Genomic DNA, 18,531 nt, shown 5'->3' with positions numbered 1-18,531 from the left:
CTAGTTCCTGTAGACCAGTCCCTGCGGATCGATGTCCGGCTTGCGGCCGGCGACCAGATCGGCGAGGAATTTTCCCGAGCCGCAGGCCATGGTCCAGCCGACATGGCCGTGGCCGGTGTCGAGATAGAGGTTCCTGTAGCGCGCCCGGCCGATGACCGGCACCGAATTCGGCATCATCGGCCGCAGACCGGCCCAAAGCTCGGCCTTCTTCTCGTCGAAAGCGCCCGGGAAAAGCTCCTTGCCGGTCCTGAACATGGCGGTGAAGTCGCTCGGCTTGTGGGTGCGGTCGAAGCCGGTGAACTCGGCCGTCGAGGCCAGCCGCAGCCGGTTGCCGAGCCGCGAATAGGCGATCAGTTGATCCTCGTCGGCGCCGCCCATGGTCGGCCCCTTGGTCTCGTCCTCCAGCGGCACGGTCGCGGTGTAGCCCTTGACGGGATAGACCGGCAGGTCGATGCCGTAGCGGCGGCCGAGCAGGCCGCTTTCCGGTCCCATCGAGATGACCACCGCGTCGCCGGTTATCGGGCCGGCCGAGGTCATCACCGCGCGCACCCGGTCGCCTTCGATGTCGAGGCCTTCGACCGTCGTGCCGTAGAGGAATTGGACGCCGAGTTTCTCGGCGGCATAGGCAGCGAGGTTCTGCGTGAATTGGCTGGAGTCGCCGGTCTGGTCGATCGGCGAATAGACGCCGCCGGCTATTCTGTCCTTGGCCCCGGCAAGGCCGGGCTCGAGCTCGACCAGCCGGTCGCGGCCGACGATCTCGATCGGCAGACCGTGTTGGGCAAGATAGCGGTAATTGTCGGTGCCGGTATCAAGACTCTGCTGCGAGCGGAAGAAATAGAGGATGCCCTTCTTGCGCTCGTCATAGTGAATGCCGGTGTCGGCGGAAATGGCGTTGATGCATTCGCGCGAATAGAGCGCCAGGCGCAGCTTGATGTCGGTGTTGGCGCGCAGGCGCGCATGCGTGCATTGGCTGAGGAAGCGCAGGCTCCAGGCGAAGAAATAAGGATCGAAGCGCAGCCGCACCTTGATGCCGAGATCGTGGTTGTAGAGTGCGCGCAGGAACGTCTTCAGCGCAGCGGGCGAGGCCCAGGCGGTGGCGTCGCCGGGCGACACCAGGCCGGCATTCGACTGGCTGGTGCCGCGCGCCGCTGCCGGATGGCGCTCGATCACCGTCACCTCGTGGCCATCGCTTGCCAGATAATAGGCGGCCGCCGTGCCGACCACCCCGGCCCCAAGCACCACTATTTTCATACCAGCCCCCAGATCAATGCGGCTGAAGCGCCTCCACGCTCCGCCGTGAAGCCTTTCAATAGCGCTTCCGCGCTCGATCTACGAGCCCCTGGATAGAGACCGGCGGGTCTCAGCTCCGCGACGAATTCTTGCCGGTCAGGATGCGCTCCCAGGCCAACGCGTCGGCGACGATCAGGTCGAGGTCGTCGCGCTGCGGGGTCCAGCCGAGTTCACGGCGCGCCAGATCCGAATTGGCAACCACCGCCGCGGCGTCGCCCGGACGGCGCTCGCCCATCCGCACCTCGAAATCATCGCCGAAAACACGACGCACGCTGTCGATCACCTCGAGCACCGAATAGCCGTGGCTGTAGCCGCAATTGGCGACGAGGCTTGCTCCGCCGGCGCGCAGCCGCTCCAGCGCCAGCCGATGCGCCGCCGCCAGGTCGCTGACATGGATGTAGTCGCGCATGCAGGTGCCGTCGGGTGTCGGATAGTCGGTGCCGAACACCTGCATGAAGGGACGCTTGCCAAGCGCTGTCTCGCTGGCGACCTTGATCAGATGCGTGGCGCCCGGCGTCGACTGGCCGGTGCGGCCTTTCGGGTCGGCGCCGGCGACGTTGAAGTAGCGAAGCGCCGTATAGCGCAGGTCGTGGGCGATTGCGGCGTCGCGCAGCATCCATTCGCTCATCAGCTTGGACAGGCCGTAGGGCGATTCCGGTGCAAGCCGGGCATCCTCGCGCACCGGCTCCAGCCCGGCGCCGCCGTAAACGGCGGCGGTCGAGGAAAAGATGAAATTGGGCACGCCTTCGCGCACCGCGGTCTCGATCAGCGTGCGCGTCTTGCAGGTGTTGTTCTCGTAATAGCCAAGCGGGTCGGCGACCGATTCGGGAACCACGATGGAGCCGGCAAAATGGATGATCGCGTCGACCTGGTTGTCGCGGATGATCGAGCCGACCAGCTCCTTGTCGGCGACATCGCCGACGACCAGCTTCGCCTCGGGCGCCACCGCCCACTCGAAGCCGGTCGAAAGCCGGTCGAGAACGACGACGCTGTCGCCCGCGTCCAGCAGCTCCCAGACCATGTGGCTGCCGATATAGCCGGCACCGCCTGTCACCAAAACCGTCATCCGCGTCCTCGCTATTCCTGATTTATCGGAACTGCCTCACTACCCGCCTTACTGGAAAGCCGGCCGCCAGGCCATTGGTACTTGCCTATTGGCGCCTGCGGTAACCAGTCTCATCGGCGCGTGGCATCGTCCTGAAACAAAATTGATCCACATCAAGGGAATAGGCCATGATCCGTGGTCGTTAGGAACAGGCTTGGGGCGTGGCATTTTGACCAAAAAGGCCAGGTGGACGTCGAATAGGGCAGTGATTATGATCCCACGCAAAAATTGGGAAGCCGAAATGAATTACCAGCGGTTCTTCGAAGATGCGATCGACCAGCTCCATGCAGAGCGTCGCTACCGCATCTTCGCCGACCTCGAGCGTATCGTAGGGAAATTCCCGCGAGCGATCTGGCGCGCCAACGGCCGCGCCCAGGAAATCACCGTCTGGTGCTCCAACGACTATCTCGGCATGGGCCAGCATCCAGACGTCATCACGGCGATGCAGAAAGCCGCCGGCAAGATGGGATCTGGCGCCGGTGGCACCCGCAACATTTCCGGCACCAGCAACCCGCTGGTCGAGCTCGAACTGGAACTGGCCGACCTGCACGACAAGGAAGCCGCACTGGTCTTCACCTCCGGCTTCGTCTCCAACGAAGCGTCGATCTCGACCATTGCGCGGCTCCTGCCCAACTGCCTGATCATCTCGGACGAACTCAATCACGCCTCGATGATCGAAGGCGTGCGTCGCTCGGGCGCCGAGAAGAAGATCTTCCGCCACAACGACGTTGCGCATCTCGAAAGCCTGCTGCAGGCGGCTGGCCGCGAGCGCGCCAAGCTGATCGTCTTCGAGAGCGTCTATTCGATGGATGGCGACATCGCGCCGATCAAGCAGATCGTCGAGCTTGCCGAGCGCTACAACGCCATGACCTATATCGACGAGGTCCATGCCGTCGGCATGTACGGACCGCGCGGCGGCGGCATCACCGAACGCGAAGGGCTGACCGACCGTATCGACATCATCGAAGGCACGCTGGCCAAGGCATTCGGCACGCTCGGCGGCTATATCACCGGCACAAGTGCCGTGATCGACGCCGTGCGCTCCTATGCGCCGGGCTTCATCTTCACCACGGCGCTGCCGCCGGCCATCGCCGCCGCGGCGACCACGTCGATCCGCCATCTGAAGCGCTCGCAGGCCGAGCGCGACGCACAGCAGCGCCAGGCGGCGCGGACCAAGCATGTTCTTGCCGCCGCCGGCCTGCCGGTGATGGACTCCGCCACCCACATCGTTCCGCTGCTCGTCGGCGATCCCGAGCTCTGCAAGATGGCCAGCGACCGCCTGCTCGGCGTCCATGGCATCTACATCCAGCCGATCAACTACCCGACCGTGCCGCGCGGTACCGAACGGCTGCGTATCACGCCGACGCCGTTTCATTCGGATCAACTGATCGCGGAACTTCAGGACGCGCTGGTCGAGACCTGGGACGCGTTGGGCATCCCTTACGGCTCCGCCGGCCGGCCTTCGGTAGCCGAGACCGACCGCGTCATTCCGTTGCTGGTGCCGAAGTCCGGCGGCTGAAGCCGTTTGAAACTCTGCTCCGACGGCGATCCACTCGCCGGAGCGAACTCGCTTCAAGCGGTTCTGATCCATTTCGCCAGCCGATGCGCCGCTTCCTCGAGCTGGTCAAGGCGGCGGTGGAAACACAGCCTGAGGAAGGCTTCGCCGCCGGGACCGAATGCGGTTCCGGGTGCCAGACCTACATTGGCGCGGTCGACAATGTCGAAGGCGGCAGCACGTGAATCGGTGATGCCGTCGATCGCGAAGAACAGATAGAATGCGCCCTGCGGTACGGCGAAGCGCGCCCTGCCGGTCTCGGCGAGGATCGCGCAGACCAGGTCGCGCGCTGCCCTTGCCCGCTCCACCTGCTCAACGATGAAGGCGTCGCCTTCATCGAGGGCGACGACGGCGCCGCGCTGCATGAACTGGGCGACGCCCGAGGTCGAATACTGGACCAGGTTTTCGAACACCTGCTGCAGGGCAGGATGGGTCTTGATCCAGCCAACGCGCCAGCCGGTCATCGCCCAGTTCTTGGAAAAACTGTTGACGAACAGGATGCGATCCTCGTCGGCCATGACGTCGATGAAGGACGGCGCACGACCATCGCCGTAGTGAAAAAGCGAATAGATCTCGTCGGCAATGATCCACAGACCCCTTTCGCGGGCAAGGTCGAGGATCGCCTGCAGCGTCTCCCTGTCCGCGGTCCAGCCGGTCGGGTTGGACGGCGTGTTGACGAACAGCGCCTTTGTCCTTGGCGTGATCGCCGCCTCGATCTTGCCGACGTCGCAGGACCAGCCGTTGCCTGATTGGTCGAGCGTGACAGCGACCGGAATGGCGCCCGCCAAGCCGGCGGCAGCGGCGAAATTCGGCCAGGCCGGCGACAGATAGACGACCTCGTCGCCCTTGCCGGCGACCGCGTCGAGCGCCAGCTTGATGGCCTGCATACCCGAACCGGTGACGATGAATTCCTCCTCGACGAAAGACTTGCCGAAATGCCTGACGTAATAGCGGGCGAGCGCCTGCCGCAATTCGGGAATGCCCCTCTGCCAGGTATAGAAGGTTTCGCCGCCGGCCAGCGCCCGGGCAGCGGCATCGGTGATGAAGGCAGGCGTCGGCAGGTCGCCCTCGCCCGCCCAGAGCGGGATCATGCCGTCGCGCCCGCGGCCGCGATTCATGACAGCGACAATGCCGCTTTCAGGCGCGGCCCGAGCCTCGGCGCGCAAATTCTCGATCAGGGTCATGGATAGATCCATTGGTGGTGTCGGCCGAGTGCTAGAGCATCTTGCAGCGAAGTGGAATCACTTGGCGTCGCAGAAATGCGGCTAAAACAAATAGATGGAGCGGGATGCCCAGTTCGATTTGAATGCATCCCGCTCTAGCGTGTTTCGCGGCCGGCGAAAACAAAAAACCCCAGCCGAAAACGACCGGGGTTTTGGTCCAGGGACTCTGTCTTCGGACTATTTCCTGGCGAGGAGATCGCGAATTTCGGTAAGCAGCGCAACATCGGCCGGCGGCGGAGCCGCAGGCGCAGGGGGCTTCTCGGCTTCCAGCCGCTTGCGCAGATTGTTCACCGCCTTGACCATCAGGAAGATAATGAAGGCGAGGATGATGAAATTCAGCGCCACGGTGATGAAATTGCCATAGGCAAACACCGCGCCTTGCTTGCGCGCGTCAACGAGGTTGGTTGCGTTTACCGCGGATGACAGACCTATGAAATAGTTTGAGAAATCGACGCCTCCAAGTGCGCCGATGAAAGGCATGATGATGTCGTTGACTAGGGAATCGACGATTCTGCCGAAGGCGGCACCGATAATGACGCCGACCGCCAGGTCCATCACATTGCCCCTGGAAATGAACTCCTGGAATTCTTTCAGCATTCGACCCTCCTTGTCATGACGTGCTGCTGCTTCCAGCCGTCCGGCGCCGCCCCACAGGCAAGATAGCAAAAACCTGCGGTTGCAACAGGAGCAAAAGACCGGTTTCCACCGGCCATGGTTGCCCGAAGCCGCAGCCATCATGCGCCGAAAGCCGCGATGGACTTGATCGTCAAGCTGTGATTGCGTCTCATCAGGCCGGGTGAAAAATCGGCAAGGGAGGAATTCCAGGGCGTGCAGGGCTGGTTCATCGTCATCATCGCGATCGCCTATGTGACGTTGCTGTTCGCCATCGCCAGCCTCGGCGACCGGCGCTCGACGACATCCGGGCCCGACCGGGCCCGACCCTTCATCTATGCGCTTAGCCTGGCGATCTACTGCACCTCCTGGACCTTCTTCGGTTCGGTGGGGCTGTCCTCCGAGCGCGGCCTCGAATTCCTCGGCATCTATACCGGACCGGTGCTGGTATTCGTGTTCGGCTTTCCGCTGCTTCGGCGCATCGTCAGGCTGGCCAAGACCGAGAAGATCACCTCGATCGCCGATTTCCTCGGCGCCCGCTACGGCAAGAGCTTTACCGTTGCGGCGATCGCCACGCTGATCGCGACGATCGGCGCGGTGCCCTACATGGCGCTGCAGCTGAAGGCGATTTCCGGCTCGGTCAGCCTGATGGTCGAGCATTATACCGGCTCGCCGCCGTCCTTCGATCCCTTCGTCAGCGACATCTCGCTGGTCGTCGCCATGCTGCTTGCGCTGTTTGCGGTGCTGTTCGGCACGCGCCACGCCGACGCCACCGAGCATCAGGACGGGCTGGTGCTGGCGGTGGCGGTCGAAACCGTGGTCAAGCTCGCCGCCTTCCTGGCGATCGGCCTGCTGGTGACCTTCCTGATCTTCGGCGGCCCAAGCGATATGGTCGACAAGCTCGCCCAGAACACGCAAGTGCGGCAGGCGATGGGTTACAGCACGTCGCTCGCAACCTGGCTGGTGCTGACATGTTTGAGCGGTTTCGCCATCATCATGCTGCCACGCCAGTTCTACGTCACCATCGTCGAGAACCGCAGCGAGGCCGAGCTGCGCACCGCGACATGGGTGTTTCCGCTCTATCTGGTGGCGATCAACCTTTTCGTGCTGCCGATCGCGCTCGCCGGCCTGGCGCTGGTCGGCACCAGAACCAGCAGCGACCTCTACGTCTTGTCGCTGCCGCTGCTCAGCGGTCACGATTTGCTGGCCATGGCGGCCTTCATCGGCGGCCTGTCGGCGGCGACCGCGATGGTGATCGTCGAAAGCGTCGCGCTGTCGATCATGATCTCCAACGACCTCGTCATTCCGCTGTTCGTGCGCCGCCTGCTCAAGACCACGACATCCGACAACGAGGACTGGTCGACGCTCATCCTCAACGTGCGGCGGGCGGCGATCTTCATCATGCTGTTCATCGCCTTCCTCTACTATCGCGAGAGCACCGACAGCGCGCGGCTCTCCTCCATCGGCCTGATGTCCTTCGCCGCGATTGCGCAGTTTGCGCCTGCCTTTATCGGCGGACTGATCTGGCGCGGCGCCAACGGCAGGGGCGCCGTACTCGGCATGGTTGCCGGCATCGTCGTCTGGAGTTACACGCTGCTGCTCCCCTCGCTTGCCGATCCCGATACCGGCATCGTCGTCCACGGCCTGTTCGGTTTCGAAGCATTGCGCCCACAAGCGCTGTTCGGCACCGTCGCCGAGCCACTGAACCACGGCGTCTTGTGGAGCCTGTCGATCAACACGCTGTTCTTCGTGTTCGGCTCGCTGTCACGCGCGTCGGTGCCGCTCGAGCGCATCCAGGCGTCGATTTTCGTGCCGCGCGAGGCGAGCCCAATGCCAAGTCTGCGCCGCTTCCGCACCACCGTCACCGTCAACGATCTCAAGGACACCATCGCGCGCTACCTCGGCGTCGAACGCACCGAACGGTCCTTCCAGTCGTTCGAAGAGAGCAGTGGTACTTCGCTGCACGGCAACGAGCAGGCCAGCATGGACGTCATCCGCTTCTCCGAGCAGCTTCTGGCGAGTGCCGTCGGCTCCTCCTCGGCGCGGCTGATCCTGTCGCTGCTGCTGCGCCGCAACGACCGCGAATCCAAGGATGCCTTCCGCCTGCTCGACGACGCCACCGAGGCGCTGCAGCACAACCGCGACCTGCTGCAGATCGCGCTCGACCAGATGGAACAAGGCATCACCGTCTTCGACAAGGATTTCCGGCTGATCTGCTGGAACCGCCAGTATCGGGCGCTGTTCGACCTGCCCGACGAGATGGGTCAGGTCGGCGTCTCGCTCGACCGCATTCTGCGCCACCTTGCCGAGCGTGGCGACATTCCGGCAGATCAGCGGGTCACAATGCTCAACCGCCTCACCAGTTTCGTCAGCCCGTGGCAGATGGAACTGAAGACCAGCGGCCGCATCCTGGAATTGCGCTCCAACCCGATGCCGGACGGCGGCATCGTCGCCACCTATGCCGACATTTCGGGTCGCGTCGAGCAGGATCTGGCGCTGAAGCGTGCCAATGAATCGCTGGAACAACGCGTCAAGCACCGCACCGTCGAACTGACCCGTGTCAACGAGGAACTGGCGCAGGCGCAGATGCTGGCGGAGGAGGCCAATCTCGGCAAGACGCGCTTCCTCGCCGCCGCCGGTCATGACATCCTGCAACCGCTGAACGCCGCCCGCCTCTATTGCTCATCGCTGATCGAAAAGGCCGGCAAGGGCGCTGCCGGCAGGGCCGCGATCAACATCGAATCCTCGCTGGAATCGGTCGAAACCATTCTCGGCGCCGTGCTCGACATTTCCCGTCTCGATGCCGGCGCGATGAAACCGGACAATACGGCCTTCAGCCTGGACGGACTGCTGCGGCAGATCGGCAACGACTTCCAGCCGCTTGCCGCCGAGAAGAAACTCGGCCTGACGATCATGCCGTCGTCGCTCAGCGTGACGACTGACCGCAATCTGTTGCGCCGCCTGATCCAGAACCTCGTCTCCAATGCCATCAAATACACCCGCCATGGCCGCATCCTGGTCGGCGTGCGGCGGCGCGGCGAATTGGCCGAGATACAGGTGATCGATACCGGCATCGGCATTGCCGGCGACAAGCTGAGCACGGTCTTTCACGAATTCACCCGGCTCGACGAGGGCGCGCGCGAGGCTGAGGGCCTCGGTCTCGGCCTTTCCATCGTCGACCGCATCGCTCGCGTCTTGCGCCTCGAACTCCGGATCTTTTCAAACCCCGGCAAAGGCACGCGCTTCTCCGTCATCCTGCCGGTCGCGACGGTGCAGGAGCCGCGGCGCGAGGTCGAGGCGAAGGCGCCGGTCCGCGCCGCGGCTTCGCTTGCCGGCCTCCGCGTGCTCTGCATCGACAACGACGCCCGCATCCTCGGCGGCATGCGGCTGCTGCTGGAGGGCTGGGGCTGCATCGTCGACACTTTTTCCGGCTCGGATGATCTCGAGGGGGCCAGCATGCATCGCCCCGACATCGTGCTTGCTGACTATCATCTCGACGGTGAAACCGGTCTCGAAATGATCGCTAAACTGCGCGCGATCCACGGCCAGGACCTGCCGGCCGTGCTGGTCACCGCCGACCGCTCGAGCGAGGTGCGCGCCACCGCCGGCAGGCTCGACGTTCCGGTGATCAACAAGCCGCTCAAACCAGCGGTGCTGCGCTCGATGATGGCCAGGGTCAAGCCGCTGGCGTCGGCGGCGGAATAGCGGTCATATCGTTCTGTTGACCCGGATGCCGAAGTCAGCCCGCTGCCGGCAGCGGGTCGCTGCCGATCTTGGACAGCAGGATCACCGCCTGGGTGCGGCTGTCGACGCCAAGCTTCTGCAGGATGGCCGAGACATGCGCCTTGATCGTCGCTTCGGAGACGCCGAGTTCGTAGGCGATCTGCTTGTTGAGCAGCCCTTCGGCCAGCATGCCGAGCACGCGCGTCTGCTGCGGCGTCAGCGCCTGCAGCCGCTTGATCAGATCGGAGATCTCGGGATCGCGCTCGACGCCGAGATCGATGCCGATGGGCGCGGCGATGTCGCCGGCAAGCACCGACTGCACGGCGCTGCGGATCTCCTCCATGCTGGCCGATTTGGAGATGAAACCCGAAGCGCCGAGATCGAGCGCGCGACGGATGGTCACCGGGTCGTCATGCGCCGACACCACCACCAGCGGCACCGTCGGATGGATGCCGCGCAGCGAGATCAGACCGGAAAGGCCGCTCGCGCCCGGCATGGACAGGTCGAGCAGCACCAGATCGACATCCTCATTGGCCACGACCAACGCCTTGGCGCTTTCGAAATCGCCGGCCTCGTGAATGCCGGCGACGTTGCCGATGCCGGCAAGCGCCTCTCTCAGCGCGCCGCGAAAAAGCGGATGGTCGTCGGCGATGACGAAAGTGTAGCCTGACGGCACATGTCCCTCCCCGAATCCCATGATTGTCTGCTTCTTGCGGGATCAGTCGAACGATTATGCGGCGATATCAGCCGTTTTCAAGCACAAAGGTCATGCGCCGGGTTTTCCCCGGTGAACGCGCTCAGGTCTTTTGCGAATTGGGCCTGGCGCCATCCTCGCCGCTGTCCTCTTCCATATCCTTGACGATGCCCATGAAGCCGCGCAGGAAGCGTTCCATGTAGCTCATCGTCTTGTTGAAATCCTCCTCGCTGGGCAAGGTCGATTCGAGGCGGGCGGACAGCGAGTTTTCGAGCTTGACGACGCGCTCGTCTAGCGCCTTCACCGAACTCTGCAGCCGGTCGATCTCGTCCTGGAAGGCGGCGCGTTCGTCGGCCGCCATCTTGCAGACGAGCTGGCCGGAGCGCTCCTCGCAGATCGACATCGCCCCGGTCTGCGTGTCCATGCGGACATAGCCGTTGGCCGACTTTTCCAGCCGGTAGCGGTCGGCTTCCGCGGAAATAGCCGATGTCGCGACGAGCGAGAGGAGTACTGCGGGGATCAAGACGTGCTGCGGACGCATATTGTCCTCCATGAGCCAGTAAGCGCGCAATCTATCGCATATTTGCGCCGGAAATGGGGAAGAACCCTGGCGCACCCTTCCCCGTATGGTTGGTTCGGACTATAGCGCAACCATGTCTCAGATTATCTACAAGATAGTGCCTGAAGCGTTGTGGCGCGAGGCCGAAAGAAATGGCCGCTTCACCGGCGCGCCTGTCGATGTCGCCGACGGCTTCATCCATTTTTCCACCGCCGGCCAGGCGAGGGAAACGGCGGCAAAACACTTTGCTGGCCAGACCGGGCTGCTGCTGGCCGCCATCGATGGGGCAAAACTGGGTGATGCGCTGAAATACGAGGTCTCGCGCGGCGGCGCGCTGTTCCCGCATCTTTACGGCCCGCTCGACCTCGAGGCCGTCGTCTGGGTGCATCCATTGCCGCTCGGAACCGATGGGCTGCACCAATTCCCGGCGCTGGAGGCCGAATGAGCGTGCTCGACCGGCTCGGCCAAAAGTTCTTGTTCACATTTGACCCTGAAGCGGCCCACGGCCTGTCGATCGCAGCGCTGAAATGCGGGCTGCCGGTCGCCCGGCGCCCCGTGCGCGACAACAGGCTGAAAGTCAGCGTCTGCGGCATCGATTTCCCCAATCCGCTCGGCATGGCTGCCGGCTACGACAAGAACGCCGAGGTTCCCGATGCATTGCTTGGCCTTGGCTTCGGCTTTGCCGAGGTCGGCACGATCACGCCGTTGCCGCAGGCCGGCAACCCTAAGCCGCGCATTTTCCGGCTGACACCGGACGAAGCGGTGATCAACCGGCTGGGCTTCAACAATGAGGGTCACGAAGCGGCCGAAAAACGGCTCGCCGCCCGCAAGGGCCGCGCCGGCATCGTCGGCGTCAATATTGGCGCCAACAAGGACAGCACCGATCGCGTCAGTGACTATGAGCGCGGCGTTGTCAGGTTTGCGCCATATGCCGCCTATCTGACAGTCAACATCTCCTCGCCGAACACGCCCGGCCTGCGCAACATGCAGGCGCGCCAGCAACTCGGCGAGCTTCTGTCACGCGTCATGACCGCACGTGCGGAAGCCTCGGCGCAGCCGCCCATCTTCCTCAAGATCGCGCCGGACCTGCTCGAGGCCGAGTTGGAGGACATCGCCGCCGAGGTCACAGAGAAGGCAATAGACGGCGTCATCGTCTCCAACACCACCGTTGCGCGGCCGGGCCTGCGCAGCGCCGGTCTTGCCGGCGAGGCCGGTGGGCTTTCGGGAAAACCCTTGTTCGAGCGCTCGACCATCGTGCTGGCCAAGATGCGGAAGCGGCTTGGCCCGGACCGCGCCATCATCGGCGTTGGCGGCGTCGATTCCGCAGAGACGGCACTGGAGAAGATCCGCGCCGGCGCCGATCTCGTGCAGCTCTACACCGGCATGATCTATGCCGGACCTTCGCTGCCGGGCCGCATTCTTGGCGGGATGGTTCGGTTCGCAGACATGCAACGGATCAAGTCGCTGCGCGAGTTGCGTGATACCGGCCTCGACCAATGGGCCTCGAAGCCACTTTAAAAGGCCGTCTGAACCCGCAGCCGGAATATGGCCAGCAGGCTGAAGCCGCGCACCAACAGGAAGACATGCAGCGCCGCCCACAGGCCGTGATTGCCGAAGGCCGGCGCCAGGATCAGCAGCGCCGCGCTGAAGACGAGGAATGACACGAGCATCATGTTACGCATGTCGCGCGACCAAGTCGCTCCGATGAAGACGCCATCCATCTGAAACGCCAGCACGCCGCTGAGCGCGGTGAACGCCGCCCAGGGCAGATAGATATCGGCAACGGCGCGAACGTCTTTTGAGGTCGTGATCAGGGCGACCAGATCAGTACCGCCCAGCAAAAGGACAAGCGTCGCCGTGGCCGCCAGCCCGAACCCCCAGAACAGGGTCAGCCGCACCGCCTGCCGGAATTGCAGGGCGGCACGCGCGCCGACGGCCCGTCCGGCAAGCTGTTCGGCTGCCGTGGCGAAACCGTCGAGGAAATAGCCGGCGATGAGAAAGAAATTCATCAGCACCGCGTTGGCGGCCAGCGTTACCGTGCCGAATTGTGCGCTTTGGCGGGTGAACAGCGCGAAGGCGGCGAGCAGCGAAAACGACCGGATCATGATGTCGCGGTTGAGCGACAGCATGCGCAGGAATGCCGCCAGGTCAAGGACGCGATGGCGCGGCAGGCGAGGTGCTGCCCGGAAACGCCTGATGACGATCGCCAGGCCAAGCAGCATGGCGACGAATTCGCCGGCGACGGTCGCCCAGGCGACGCCGGCAACACCCCAACCGAGCTTCAGCCCGAGCAGGATGCAGAGCGCGATGTTGATGCCGTTCAGCACCAGTTGCAGCATCAGCCCCAGCCCGCCCTCGCCACGCCCCAGCACGTAGCCGAGGATGGCGTAGTTGATCAGCGAGAACGGTGCGGCGAGCAGCCTGATGCGGATATAGACCGCCATTGCCTCGCTGACGCGCGGCTCGGCGCTTATGAACCATTGCCCGGCGATGGCGACCAGTGGCGCAAGGGCGGCAAGCACGATACCGGCGACGATGGCGATCAGCATGGCACGCCAGAACACCGCCTGTTCCTCCAGTTCGTCGCCGCGTCCTACCGCCTGGGCGACAAGGCCGGTGGTGCCGGAGCGCAGGAAATTGAAGGAGGTGAAGACGACGTCGAAGACCAGGGCGCCCGCGGCCAGACCGCCGAGAAGGGCAGCGTCGCCGAACTGCCCGACAACCGCGGTGTCGACGATGCCGAGCAGCGGCGTCGTCAGATAGGCAAGCGTCATCGGCACCGCGATGGCGAGCACCGAGCGGTTGGTGACGACGAAGGGCCGGCCGTTAGCCGTTGCTGACGCCTGATCCAGGATCCGCTTCCCCATTGTGGCTTGATCGAACAGCCGATGTGCCCCAGTTTTCGGATGCCGCGCAACCACTCATACCGCCACGGCCAATTGAAACCCGCCTCTGGCGCACCCGCCGTAAACCACCTGATGCCGCTGAAGATCGTTCATCATCCCGACTACGACGCCGGCTTCGCCGTCAATCATCGCTTCCCGATGAGCAAATACAAGCTGCTGATGGAAGCCTTGGGCGCGCGCGGACTGGCCGGACCTGCCGCGCTCAACGTACCCGAACCGGCGCCGGCACAATGGCTGAAGCTTGCCCATGCCGCCGGTTATGTCGACCAGGTGCTGGCCTGCGAAGTGCCTGCAAAAATCGAGCGAGAGATCGGCTTTCCGGTGAGCCCGCGCGTCTCGCTCAGGGCGCAGCTCGCGACGAGCGGCACCGTGCTGGCGGCGCGGCTGGCGTTGCTGAACGGCATCGCCTGCAACACCGCCGGCGGCAGCCATCATGCGCGGCGCGAGCAAGGCGCCGGCTTCTGCACCTTCAACGATGTTGCCGTGGCTTCCCTGGTGCTGCTTGCCGAAGCTGCCGCCCGCAACATCCTGATCGTCGATCTCGACGTGCATCAGGGCGACGGCACGGCGGACATTCTCGGCGACGAGCCGCGCGTCTTCACCTTTTCCATGCATGGCGACCGCAACTATCCGGCGCGCAAGATCGCTTCCGACCTCGACATCGCCCTGCCCGACGGCACCGGCGATGCTGCCTATCTCGAACGGCTGGGCGGCATCCTGCCGGAACTCACCGCCAGGACGCGCTGGGACATCGTTTTCTACAATGCCGGGGTCGACGTCCACGCCGAGGACCGGCTTGGCAGGCTGTCGCTGTCGAACGAGGGGCTGCGGGCCCGCGACGACATGGTGATCCGTCATTTCCGCGCGCTCGGCATGCCGGTCTGCGGCGTTATCGGCGGCGGCTATTCGACTGACGTGGCGGCCCTCGCCGCGCGCCATGCCATCCTGTTCGAAGTGGCTTCAGGCTTCGCGTGACGGCCTTGTCGTTTGGGCATAACCCTTGCCGAAAACCGCCCCCACTTTTCGCTGGCGCGGACCTTCGGTTCGACGTCATGCTTTATTTCCGGTAGTTGGCGATCCTGAGCAAGATGAAAACCGGAACGACAATCGCCGCGCCCAGCAGGATATAGCCGAGGAAACGGTCAATGGCGCGGAAGCCCAGATTCCAGAGGTCGACGAAGAATTCCCGGATGCCGTAGAGCACATCCATCGGCGACCAGCCGAAGGCGTTCATGACGAGACCGACGAGGAACGACACCACCAGGAGCTTCAGGAACACCCGGAGCGGCGTATCGCCAAGAAAGCGCGTCAGTGAGGACAAGGCCTGTCTCCAGATTCGGTTGCCCGATTCTTCGGGGGTACTGGTCCAGCAATACGCACTTGCCACGCCGGCATCAAGGCGACCGCCGAATCCAGTTGCCCCGGACGGCGGTTTGCCGGATTGTCTGCTCGCCAGCCTTGACACTTATGTTGCAGTGCAGCAAAATTGGACGACAGAGGTAACCAGTTGATATCGATCTGCCAGACATACTCGTATCGCCCGGTTATGGATGGACTGCGCCGGCTTGCCGAAATCTGCGAACACAGGGCTTATTGAATGAGGTACAGGCGCGATATCGATGGCCTTCGGGCCGTTGCGGTACTGCCGGTTGTACTCTTCCATTTCGGAATCTCGGCAATTCCCGGTGGCTTTACCGGCGTCGATATCTTCTTCGTCATATCCGGCTACCTGATCACCGGAAGCCTTCTGGACGACCTTGAACGCGGCCAGTTTTCGATCATCAGCTTCTACTGGCGGCGTGCCCGACGCATTCTGCCGGCTTTGATCTTTGTCACGCTTCTCGCATCCATTGCGGCACTGTTCATTCTTCTGCCGTCAGATCTGCACGAATTCAGTCTCAGCGTCATAGCGGCCTCGACGTTCTGGTCGAACATCTACTTTTGGAAAACGTCAAACTACTTCTCCATCGATGCCGAGCTCCGACCACTTTTGCACACGTGGTCGCTTTCGGTCGAGGAACAGTACTACATCTTTGCCCCAATCCTGATGTTCCTGATCTATCGCTATTTTGGGAAGCGCTGGCTGACGATACTGCTGCCGATCATTCTCGGCAGCTTCGTGCTGGCGATCATGGCGACATGGCTGGCGCCAAACGCGGGTTTCTACCTGCTGCCGACACGGATCTGGGAACTTATGCTGGGCGCCATGCTCATGCTGAAACGGCCCCCTCCCTTGAGCAACCGGTTTCTTATGGAACTGATCGGGTTGGCCGGATTTGGCCTTCTCGCCATCGGATTCTTCACGATTTCGGAGAGCGATCCATTCCCGGGTTATAACGCTCTGTATCCGTGCCTCGGGACGGCCCTCCTTATCTATGTTGGCCAAAACACCCCCTCGGTGATGGTTACCCGCATACTCGAAGTCCGACCGCTGGTCTGGATCGGTCTGATCTCGTATTCGCTGTATCTCGTTCACTGGCCGATCAATGCGTTCGCGCACTATCTTTCATTGCAAAAACTCGACCCGTCGGTGACCGTTGCGATGACGGTTGCAAGCTTCGCACTGGCTGCATTCTCCTGGAAGTACATCGAGCAGCCGTTTCGGCAGAAAAGGACCTTCACCGCCCCGGCACCTATCTTCGCCTTTTCAGCGGGCGCGATCGCTCTTCTTTGCGTTGGCGGGGCGGCAGGAGCGCTCGGCAACGGCTTTCCGCAACGGTTCCCCGACTACGCCCAGCAGCGGATTCCTGTCGGGGACTGGCGTAACGGCACCTGTTTCAACGAAGGCTCCAGCCGGATCGAAAACTGGAATATCGAGGACTGCACACTCACCAGCGGCTTCCCTACGACCGTCTTGTTGTGGGGCGACTCGTTCGCCGCCCACTATGTTTCAGGTCTGGACGCCAACATAAATCACCTTCAAGCCAACATCGTGGAATATACCTACGCAGGCTGTCCGCCGATCCTCTCTTACTTCTCCTATGCACGCCCGGATTGTAAGCGGTTCAATCAGCAGGCTCTTAAGGTCATCCAGGACGCCGGCATCAAGACGGTTGTACTCAGCGGTCGGTGGACCGATTACGAGGCCAGAAGTTTCGACGGCCTCCAGCAAACGATCGATACGCTTCGCGGCATAGGCGTGCGCGTGTTCGTCATCGGCCAGTCTCCGCAGTTCATAACCGACGTTCGGAAAATCGCATTCTTCGCAAAGCGCGAAAATCTCGACGATACATCCTGGCCAATGGCCATGGATCCCGACATCAACGACCGTGTGCGCTCATTCACCAAAGGCGCCACCTTCATCGATCCGCTGAAATTCCTCTGCAGCGCAGGACGCTGCTCCTACACCGACGCAGGCCACTTTCTCTATTTCGACTATGGCCATTTCTCTTCGATCGGGGCCACGCTGGCGATTTCGAAATACTGGCCGGCTTTTGCCGCAGACAATGCTCTTGCCACGGCGAAATAACGGCGGCCGGCTGGCACGAGTGCGCGCTTAACGATTGCCCGAACGCTGGCTTGCGTGGTAACGAAGCTGCTGCGCGGGTATGATGTAATGGTAGCTTGTCAGCTTCCCAAGCTGAACGCGCGGGTTCGATTCCCGCTACCCGCTCCAGCCATCATCATGCTTCCTCTCAGCCCACCTCTCTCAAAATGAAGTCGTGCAGCATCTTGGCCGCCGGCGACAGCACGCGGTTTTTCACGGTGATCAGGCTGTAGGGCCTGACCTCGATGTCGAACTCGGTCTGGACGACGTCGATGGCGCCGGCCAGCCCTTCGGGGTTCTGGATGAATTTCGCCACCTGGACCGACACCGGCGCGATGGCGTCCGACTGCGCGACCATGACCAGGGTCAGGAGCAGGGAGCTGGTGTTGAGGATGCGGTCCGGCAGCGCGATGTTGCGGTTCAGGAAATTGCTTTCCATCGCCTGGCGCAGCGGCGAGCCGCCCGACTGGAAGACCCAGTCGTAGGCGGCGGTTTCCTCCAGCCGCACCACCTTGCCTTTGGTAAGCGGGTGGCCGCGGCGCACGATCAGGCAGGCTTTTTCGACACCGATGACGCGGGCCTCGAACAGCCGAGGATTGAGGTCGTCGGGGATGCGCGCGATGATGAAATCGTGACGCGTGGCGATCAGCTCGCGCGCCAGCACATTGGACGTCTCGACCTGCATGGTGATCTCGATGCGCGGATAGATGCGCCGGATTTCGCGGATCGCCGGCACGGCAAGCTCGATCGCCGGCGCCGTCACCGCGCCCAGGAACACCGCGCCGCCCTTGCCCGCCTTGAGCTCGGATATCTCGCGGTCGACCTCACGCATCTCGAGCAGGATCGAACGCGCGCGCCTCGCCAGCGCCTTGCCGTAAGGCGTCAGAGTGATACCGCGCGGCAGCCTTTCGCACAGCTTCACGTCGAGCACCGCCTCCATCTCGGCGATCATGCGCGAGGCGGCGGGCTGCGAAATGTTCATGACCTGGGCCGCCGCACTCACCCGGCCATGGTCGTCGAGGGCGGCGATCATGCGCATGTGACGCAGGCTGAGGCCACTGCGCAGCAGGGTCTCGCCGCTACCGGGAGTTTCTTCGTAACCGACTGAAAGTCCGCCAGGATTCCGTAGCGCCGCCATGGGTCCTCGTTTGCTCCACGCTCGTGGCCGGCCGCCATTCCGGCTAAAGTTCCATCCGCCTTCAATACATATCAGTTTCGATATAGCAACCATCAAAGATCGCATTTGACAGTTATGGCAAAGGACCACACCCTTCGCGCGTCCTGAGGCTTGACGGTCGCTAGCGAGAAAAATCGTATCGATTGAAATCAAAGTCTTGGGGCCGATTGGGAGGATACCGGAGATCGATATGACGGCAG

At 63.0% G+C, this 18,531-nt stretch carries 15 protein-coding genes and 1 tRNA gene; 7 read left to right on the top strand and 9 right to left on the bottom strand.

What is annotated here, in order from left to right:
• Together E5X88_RS24135 and galE are read right to left on the bottom strand one after the other, a co-directional pair.
• Window positions 1-1,251, bottom strand: a complete 1,251-nt coding sequence (locus E5X88_RS24135) for a D-amino acid dehydrogenase (RefSeq protein ID WP_292165773.1) — start codon at window positions 1,249-1,251, stop codon at window positions 1-3.
• A 109-nt stretch (window positions 1,252-1,360) separates the two neighbouring features.
• Window positions 1,361-2,356: a UDP-glucose 4-epimerase GalE gene (gene galE / locus E5X88_RS24130; RefSeq protein ID WP_292165771.1), complete on the bottom strand. Its 996-nt coding sequence runs from the start codon at window positions 2,354-2,356 to the stop codon at window positions 1,361-1,363.
• A 280-nt stretch (window positions 2,357-2,636) separates the two neighbouring features.
• On the opposite strand from galE, the gene hemA reads away from it, so the two are divergent.
• Window positions 2,637-3,914: a 5-aminolevulinate synthase gene (gene hemA / locus E5X88_RS24125; protein WP_292165770.1), complete on the top strand. Its 1,278-nt coding sequence runs from the start codon at window positions 2,637-2,639 to the stop codon at window positions 3,912-3,914.
• Between the two features lie 53 nt (window positions 3,915-3,967).
• Here the strand turns inward: hemA and E5X88_RS24120 are convergent, their stop codons facing one another.
• Window positions 3,968-5,134 carry a pyridoxal phosphate-dependent aminotransferase gene (locus tag E5X88_RS24120; RefSeq protein ID WP_292165768.1) on the bottom strand — a complete coding sequence of 389 codons (1,167 nt, stop codon included), beginning with the start codon at window positions 5,132-5,134 and terminating at the stop codon, window positions 3,968-3,970.
• 216 nt (window positions 5,135-5,350) lie between these two features.
• A complete protein-coding gene (gene mscL / locus E5X88_RS24115; RefSeq protein ID WP_126037894.1) occupies window positions 5,351-5,770 on the bottom strand; it encodes a large conductance mechanosensitive channel protein MscL in 420 nt (139 codons plus the stop codon).
• A gap of 231 nt (window positions 5,771-6,001) precedes the next feature.
• Here mscL and E5X88_RS24110 point away from each other — a divergent pair, with 231 nt between their 5' ends.
• Window positions 6,002-9,490, top strand: coding sequence for a PAS domain-containing hybrid sensor histidine kinase/response regulator (locus E5X88_RS24110; RefSeq protein ID WP_292165764.1), 3,489 nt, complete (start codon window positions 6,002-6,004; stop codon window positions 9,488-9,490).
• Window positions 9,491-9,524: 34 nt separating this feature from the next.
• Here the strand turns inward: E5X88_RS24110 and E5X88_RS24105 are convergent, their stop codons facing one another.
• Together E5X88_RS24105 and E5X88_RS24100 are read right to left on the bottom strand one after the other, a co-directional pair.
• Window positions 9,525-10,184, bottom strand: a complete 660-nt coding sequence (locus tag E5X88_RS24105; protein ID WP_292165817.1) for a response regulator transcription factor — start codon at window positions 10,182-10,184, stop codon at window positions 9,525-9,527.
• Window positions 10,185-10,305: 121 nt separating this feature from the next.
• Window positions 10,306-10,743 (bottom strand): hypothetical protein, encoded by a 438-nt coding sequence (locus E5X88_RS24100; RefSeq protein ID WP_292165762.1) that lies wholly within the window; start codon window positions 10,741-10,743, stop codon window positions 10,306-10,308.
• Between the two features lie 112 nt (window positions 10,744-10,855).
• Between E5X88_RS24100 and E5X88_RS24095 the strand changes: the two genes are divergently transcribed.
• Window positions 10,856-11,206 carry a DUF952 domain-containing protein gene (locus E5X88_RS24095; RefSeq protein WP_292165760.1) on the top strand — a complete coding sequence of 117 codons (351 nt, stop codon included), beginning with the start codon at window positions 10,856-10,858 and terminating at the stop codon, window positions 11,204-11,206.
• Complete coding sequence (locus E5X88_RS24090; RefSeq protein ID WP_292165758.1) at window positions 11,203-12,279, top strand: quinone-dependent dihydroorotate dehydrogenase; 1,077 nt, start codon at window positions 11,203-11,205, stop codon at window positions 12,277-12,279. Before E5X88_RS24095 ends, E5X88_RS24090 begins: the two co-directional genes overlap by 4 nt.
• Here E5X88_RS24090 and E5X88_RS24085 read toward each other — a convergent pair.
• Complete coding sequence (locus E5X88_RS24085; RefSeq protein WP_292165756.1) at window positions 12,276-13,628, bottom strand: MATE family efflux transporter; 1,353 nt, start codon at window positions 13,626-13,628, stop codon at window positions 12,276-12,278. The genes E5X88_RS24090 and E5X88_RS24085 overlap by 4 nt on opposite strands.
• 111 nt (window positions 13,629-13,739) lie before the next feature.
• On the opposite strand from E5X88_RS24085, the gene E5X88_RS24080 reads away from it, so the two are divergent.
• A complete protein-coding gene (locus E5X88_RS24080) occupies window positions 13,740-14,642 on the top strand; it encodes a histone deacetylase (RefSeq protein WP_292165753.1) in 903 nt (300 codons plus the stop codon).
• Window positions 14,643-14,724: 82 nt separating this feature from the next.
• On the opposite strand, the gene E5X88_RS24075 is transcribed toward E5X88_RS24080, so the two are convergent.
• A complete protein-coding gene (locus E5X88_RS24075) occupies window positions 14,725-14,988 on the bottom strand; it encodes a DUF6460 domain-containing protein (protein ID WP_292165752.1) in 264 nt (87 codons plus the stop codon).
• A gap of 276 nt (window positions 14,989-15,264) precedes the next feature.
• On the opposite strand from E5X88_RS24075, the gene E5X88_RS24070 reads away from it, so the two are divergent.
• Window positions 15,265-17,136, top strand: coding sequence for an acyltransferase family protein (locus E5X88_RS24070; protein WP_292165750.1), 1,872 nt, complete (start codon window positions 15,265-15,267; stop codon window positions 17,134-17,136).
• 73 nt (window positions 17,137-17,209) lie between these two features.
• Window positions 17,210-17,283 (top strand) — tRNA-Gly (locus E5X88_RS24065).
• 19 nt (window positions 17,284-17,302) lie between these two features.
• Here E5X88_RS24065 and E5X88_RS24060 read toward each other — a convergent pair.
• A complete protein-coding gene (locus tag E5X88_RS24060; RefSeq protein WP_292165748.1) occupies window positions 17,303-18,292 on the bottom strand; it encodes a LysR family transcriptional regulator in 990 nt (329 codons plus the stop codon).
• Window positions 18,293-18,531: the final 239 nt, after the last annotated feature.

Origin of the sequence: Mesorhizobium sp., assembly GCF_004962245.1 — a bacterium.
Taxonomy (GTDB): Bacteria; Pseudomonadota; Alphaproteobacteria; order Rhizobiales; family Rhizobiaceae; genus Mesorhizobium.
This window is presented reverse-complemented; position numbering and strand designations above follow the sequence as displayed.

Coding starts and splice junctions, on each gene's coding strand:
- E5X88_RS24100 (WP_292165762.1), bottom strand. CDS start 10,743: ATGCGTCCGCAGCACGTCTTGATCCCCGCAGTACTCCTCTCGCTCGTC.
- E5X88_RS24120 (WP_292165768.1), bottom strand. CDS start 5,134: ATGACCCTGATCGAGAATTTGCGCGCCGAGGCTCGGGCCGCGCCTGAA.
- E5X88_RS24080 (WP_292165753.1), top strand. CDS start 13,740: ATGCCGCTGAAGATCGTTCATCATCCCGACTACGACGCCGGCTTCGCC.
- mscL (WP_126037894.1), bottom strand. CDS start 5,770: ATGCTGAAAGAATTCCAGGAGTTCATTTCCAGGGGCAATGTGATGGAC.
- E5X88_RS24090 (WP_292165758.1), top strand. CDS start 11,203: ATGAGCGTGCTCGACCGGCTCGGCCAAAAGTTCTTGTTCACATTTGAC.
- E5X88_RS24135 (WP_292165773.1), bottom strand. CDS start 1,251: ATGAAAATAGTGGTGCTTGGGGCCGGGGTGGTCGGCACGGCGGCCGCC.
- hemA (WP_292165770.1), top strand. CDS start 2,637: ATGAATTACCAGCGGTTCTTCGAAGATGCGATCGACCAGCTCCATGCA.
- galE (WP_292165771.1), bottom strand. CDS start 2,356: ATGACGGTTTTGGTGACAGGCGGTGCCGGCTATATCGGCAGCCACATG.
- E5X88_RS24070 (WP_292165750.1), top strand. CDS start 15,265: ATGAGGTACAGGCGCGATATCGATGGCCTTCGGGCCGTTGCGGTACTG.
- E5X88_RS24060 (WP_292165748.1), bottom strand. CDS start 18,292: ATGGCGGCGCTACGGAATCCTGGCGGACTTTCAGTCGGTTACGAAGAA.
- E5X88_RS24095 (WP_292165760.1), top strand. CDS start 10,856: ATGTCTCAGATTATCTACAAGATAGTGCCTGAAGCGTTGTGGCGCGAG.
- E5X88_RS24085 (WP_292165756.1), bottom strand. CDS start 13,628: ATGGGGAAGCGGATCCTGGATCAGGCGTCAGCAACGGCTAACGGCCGG.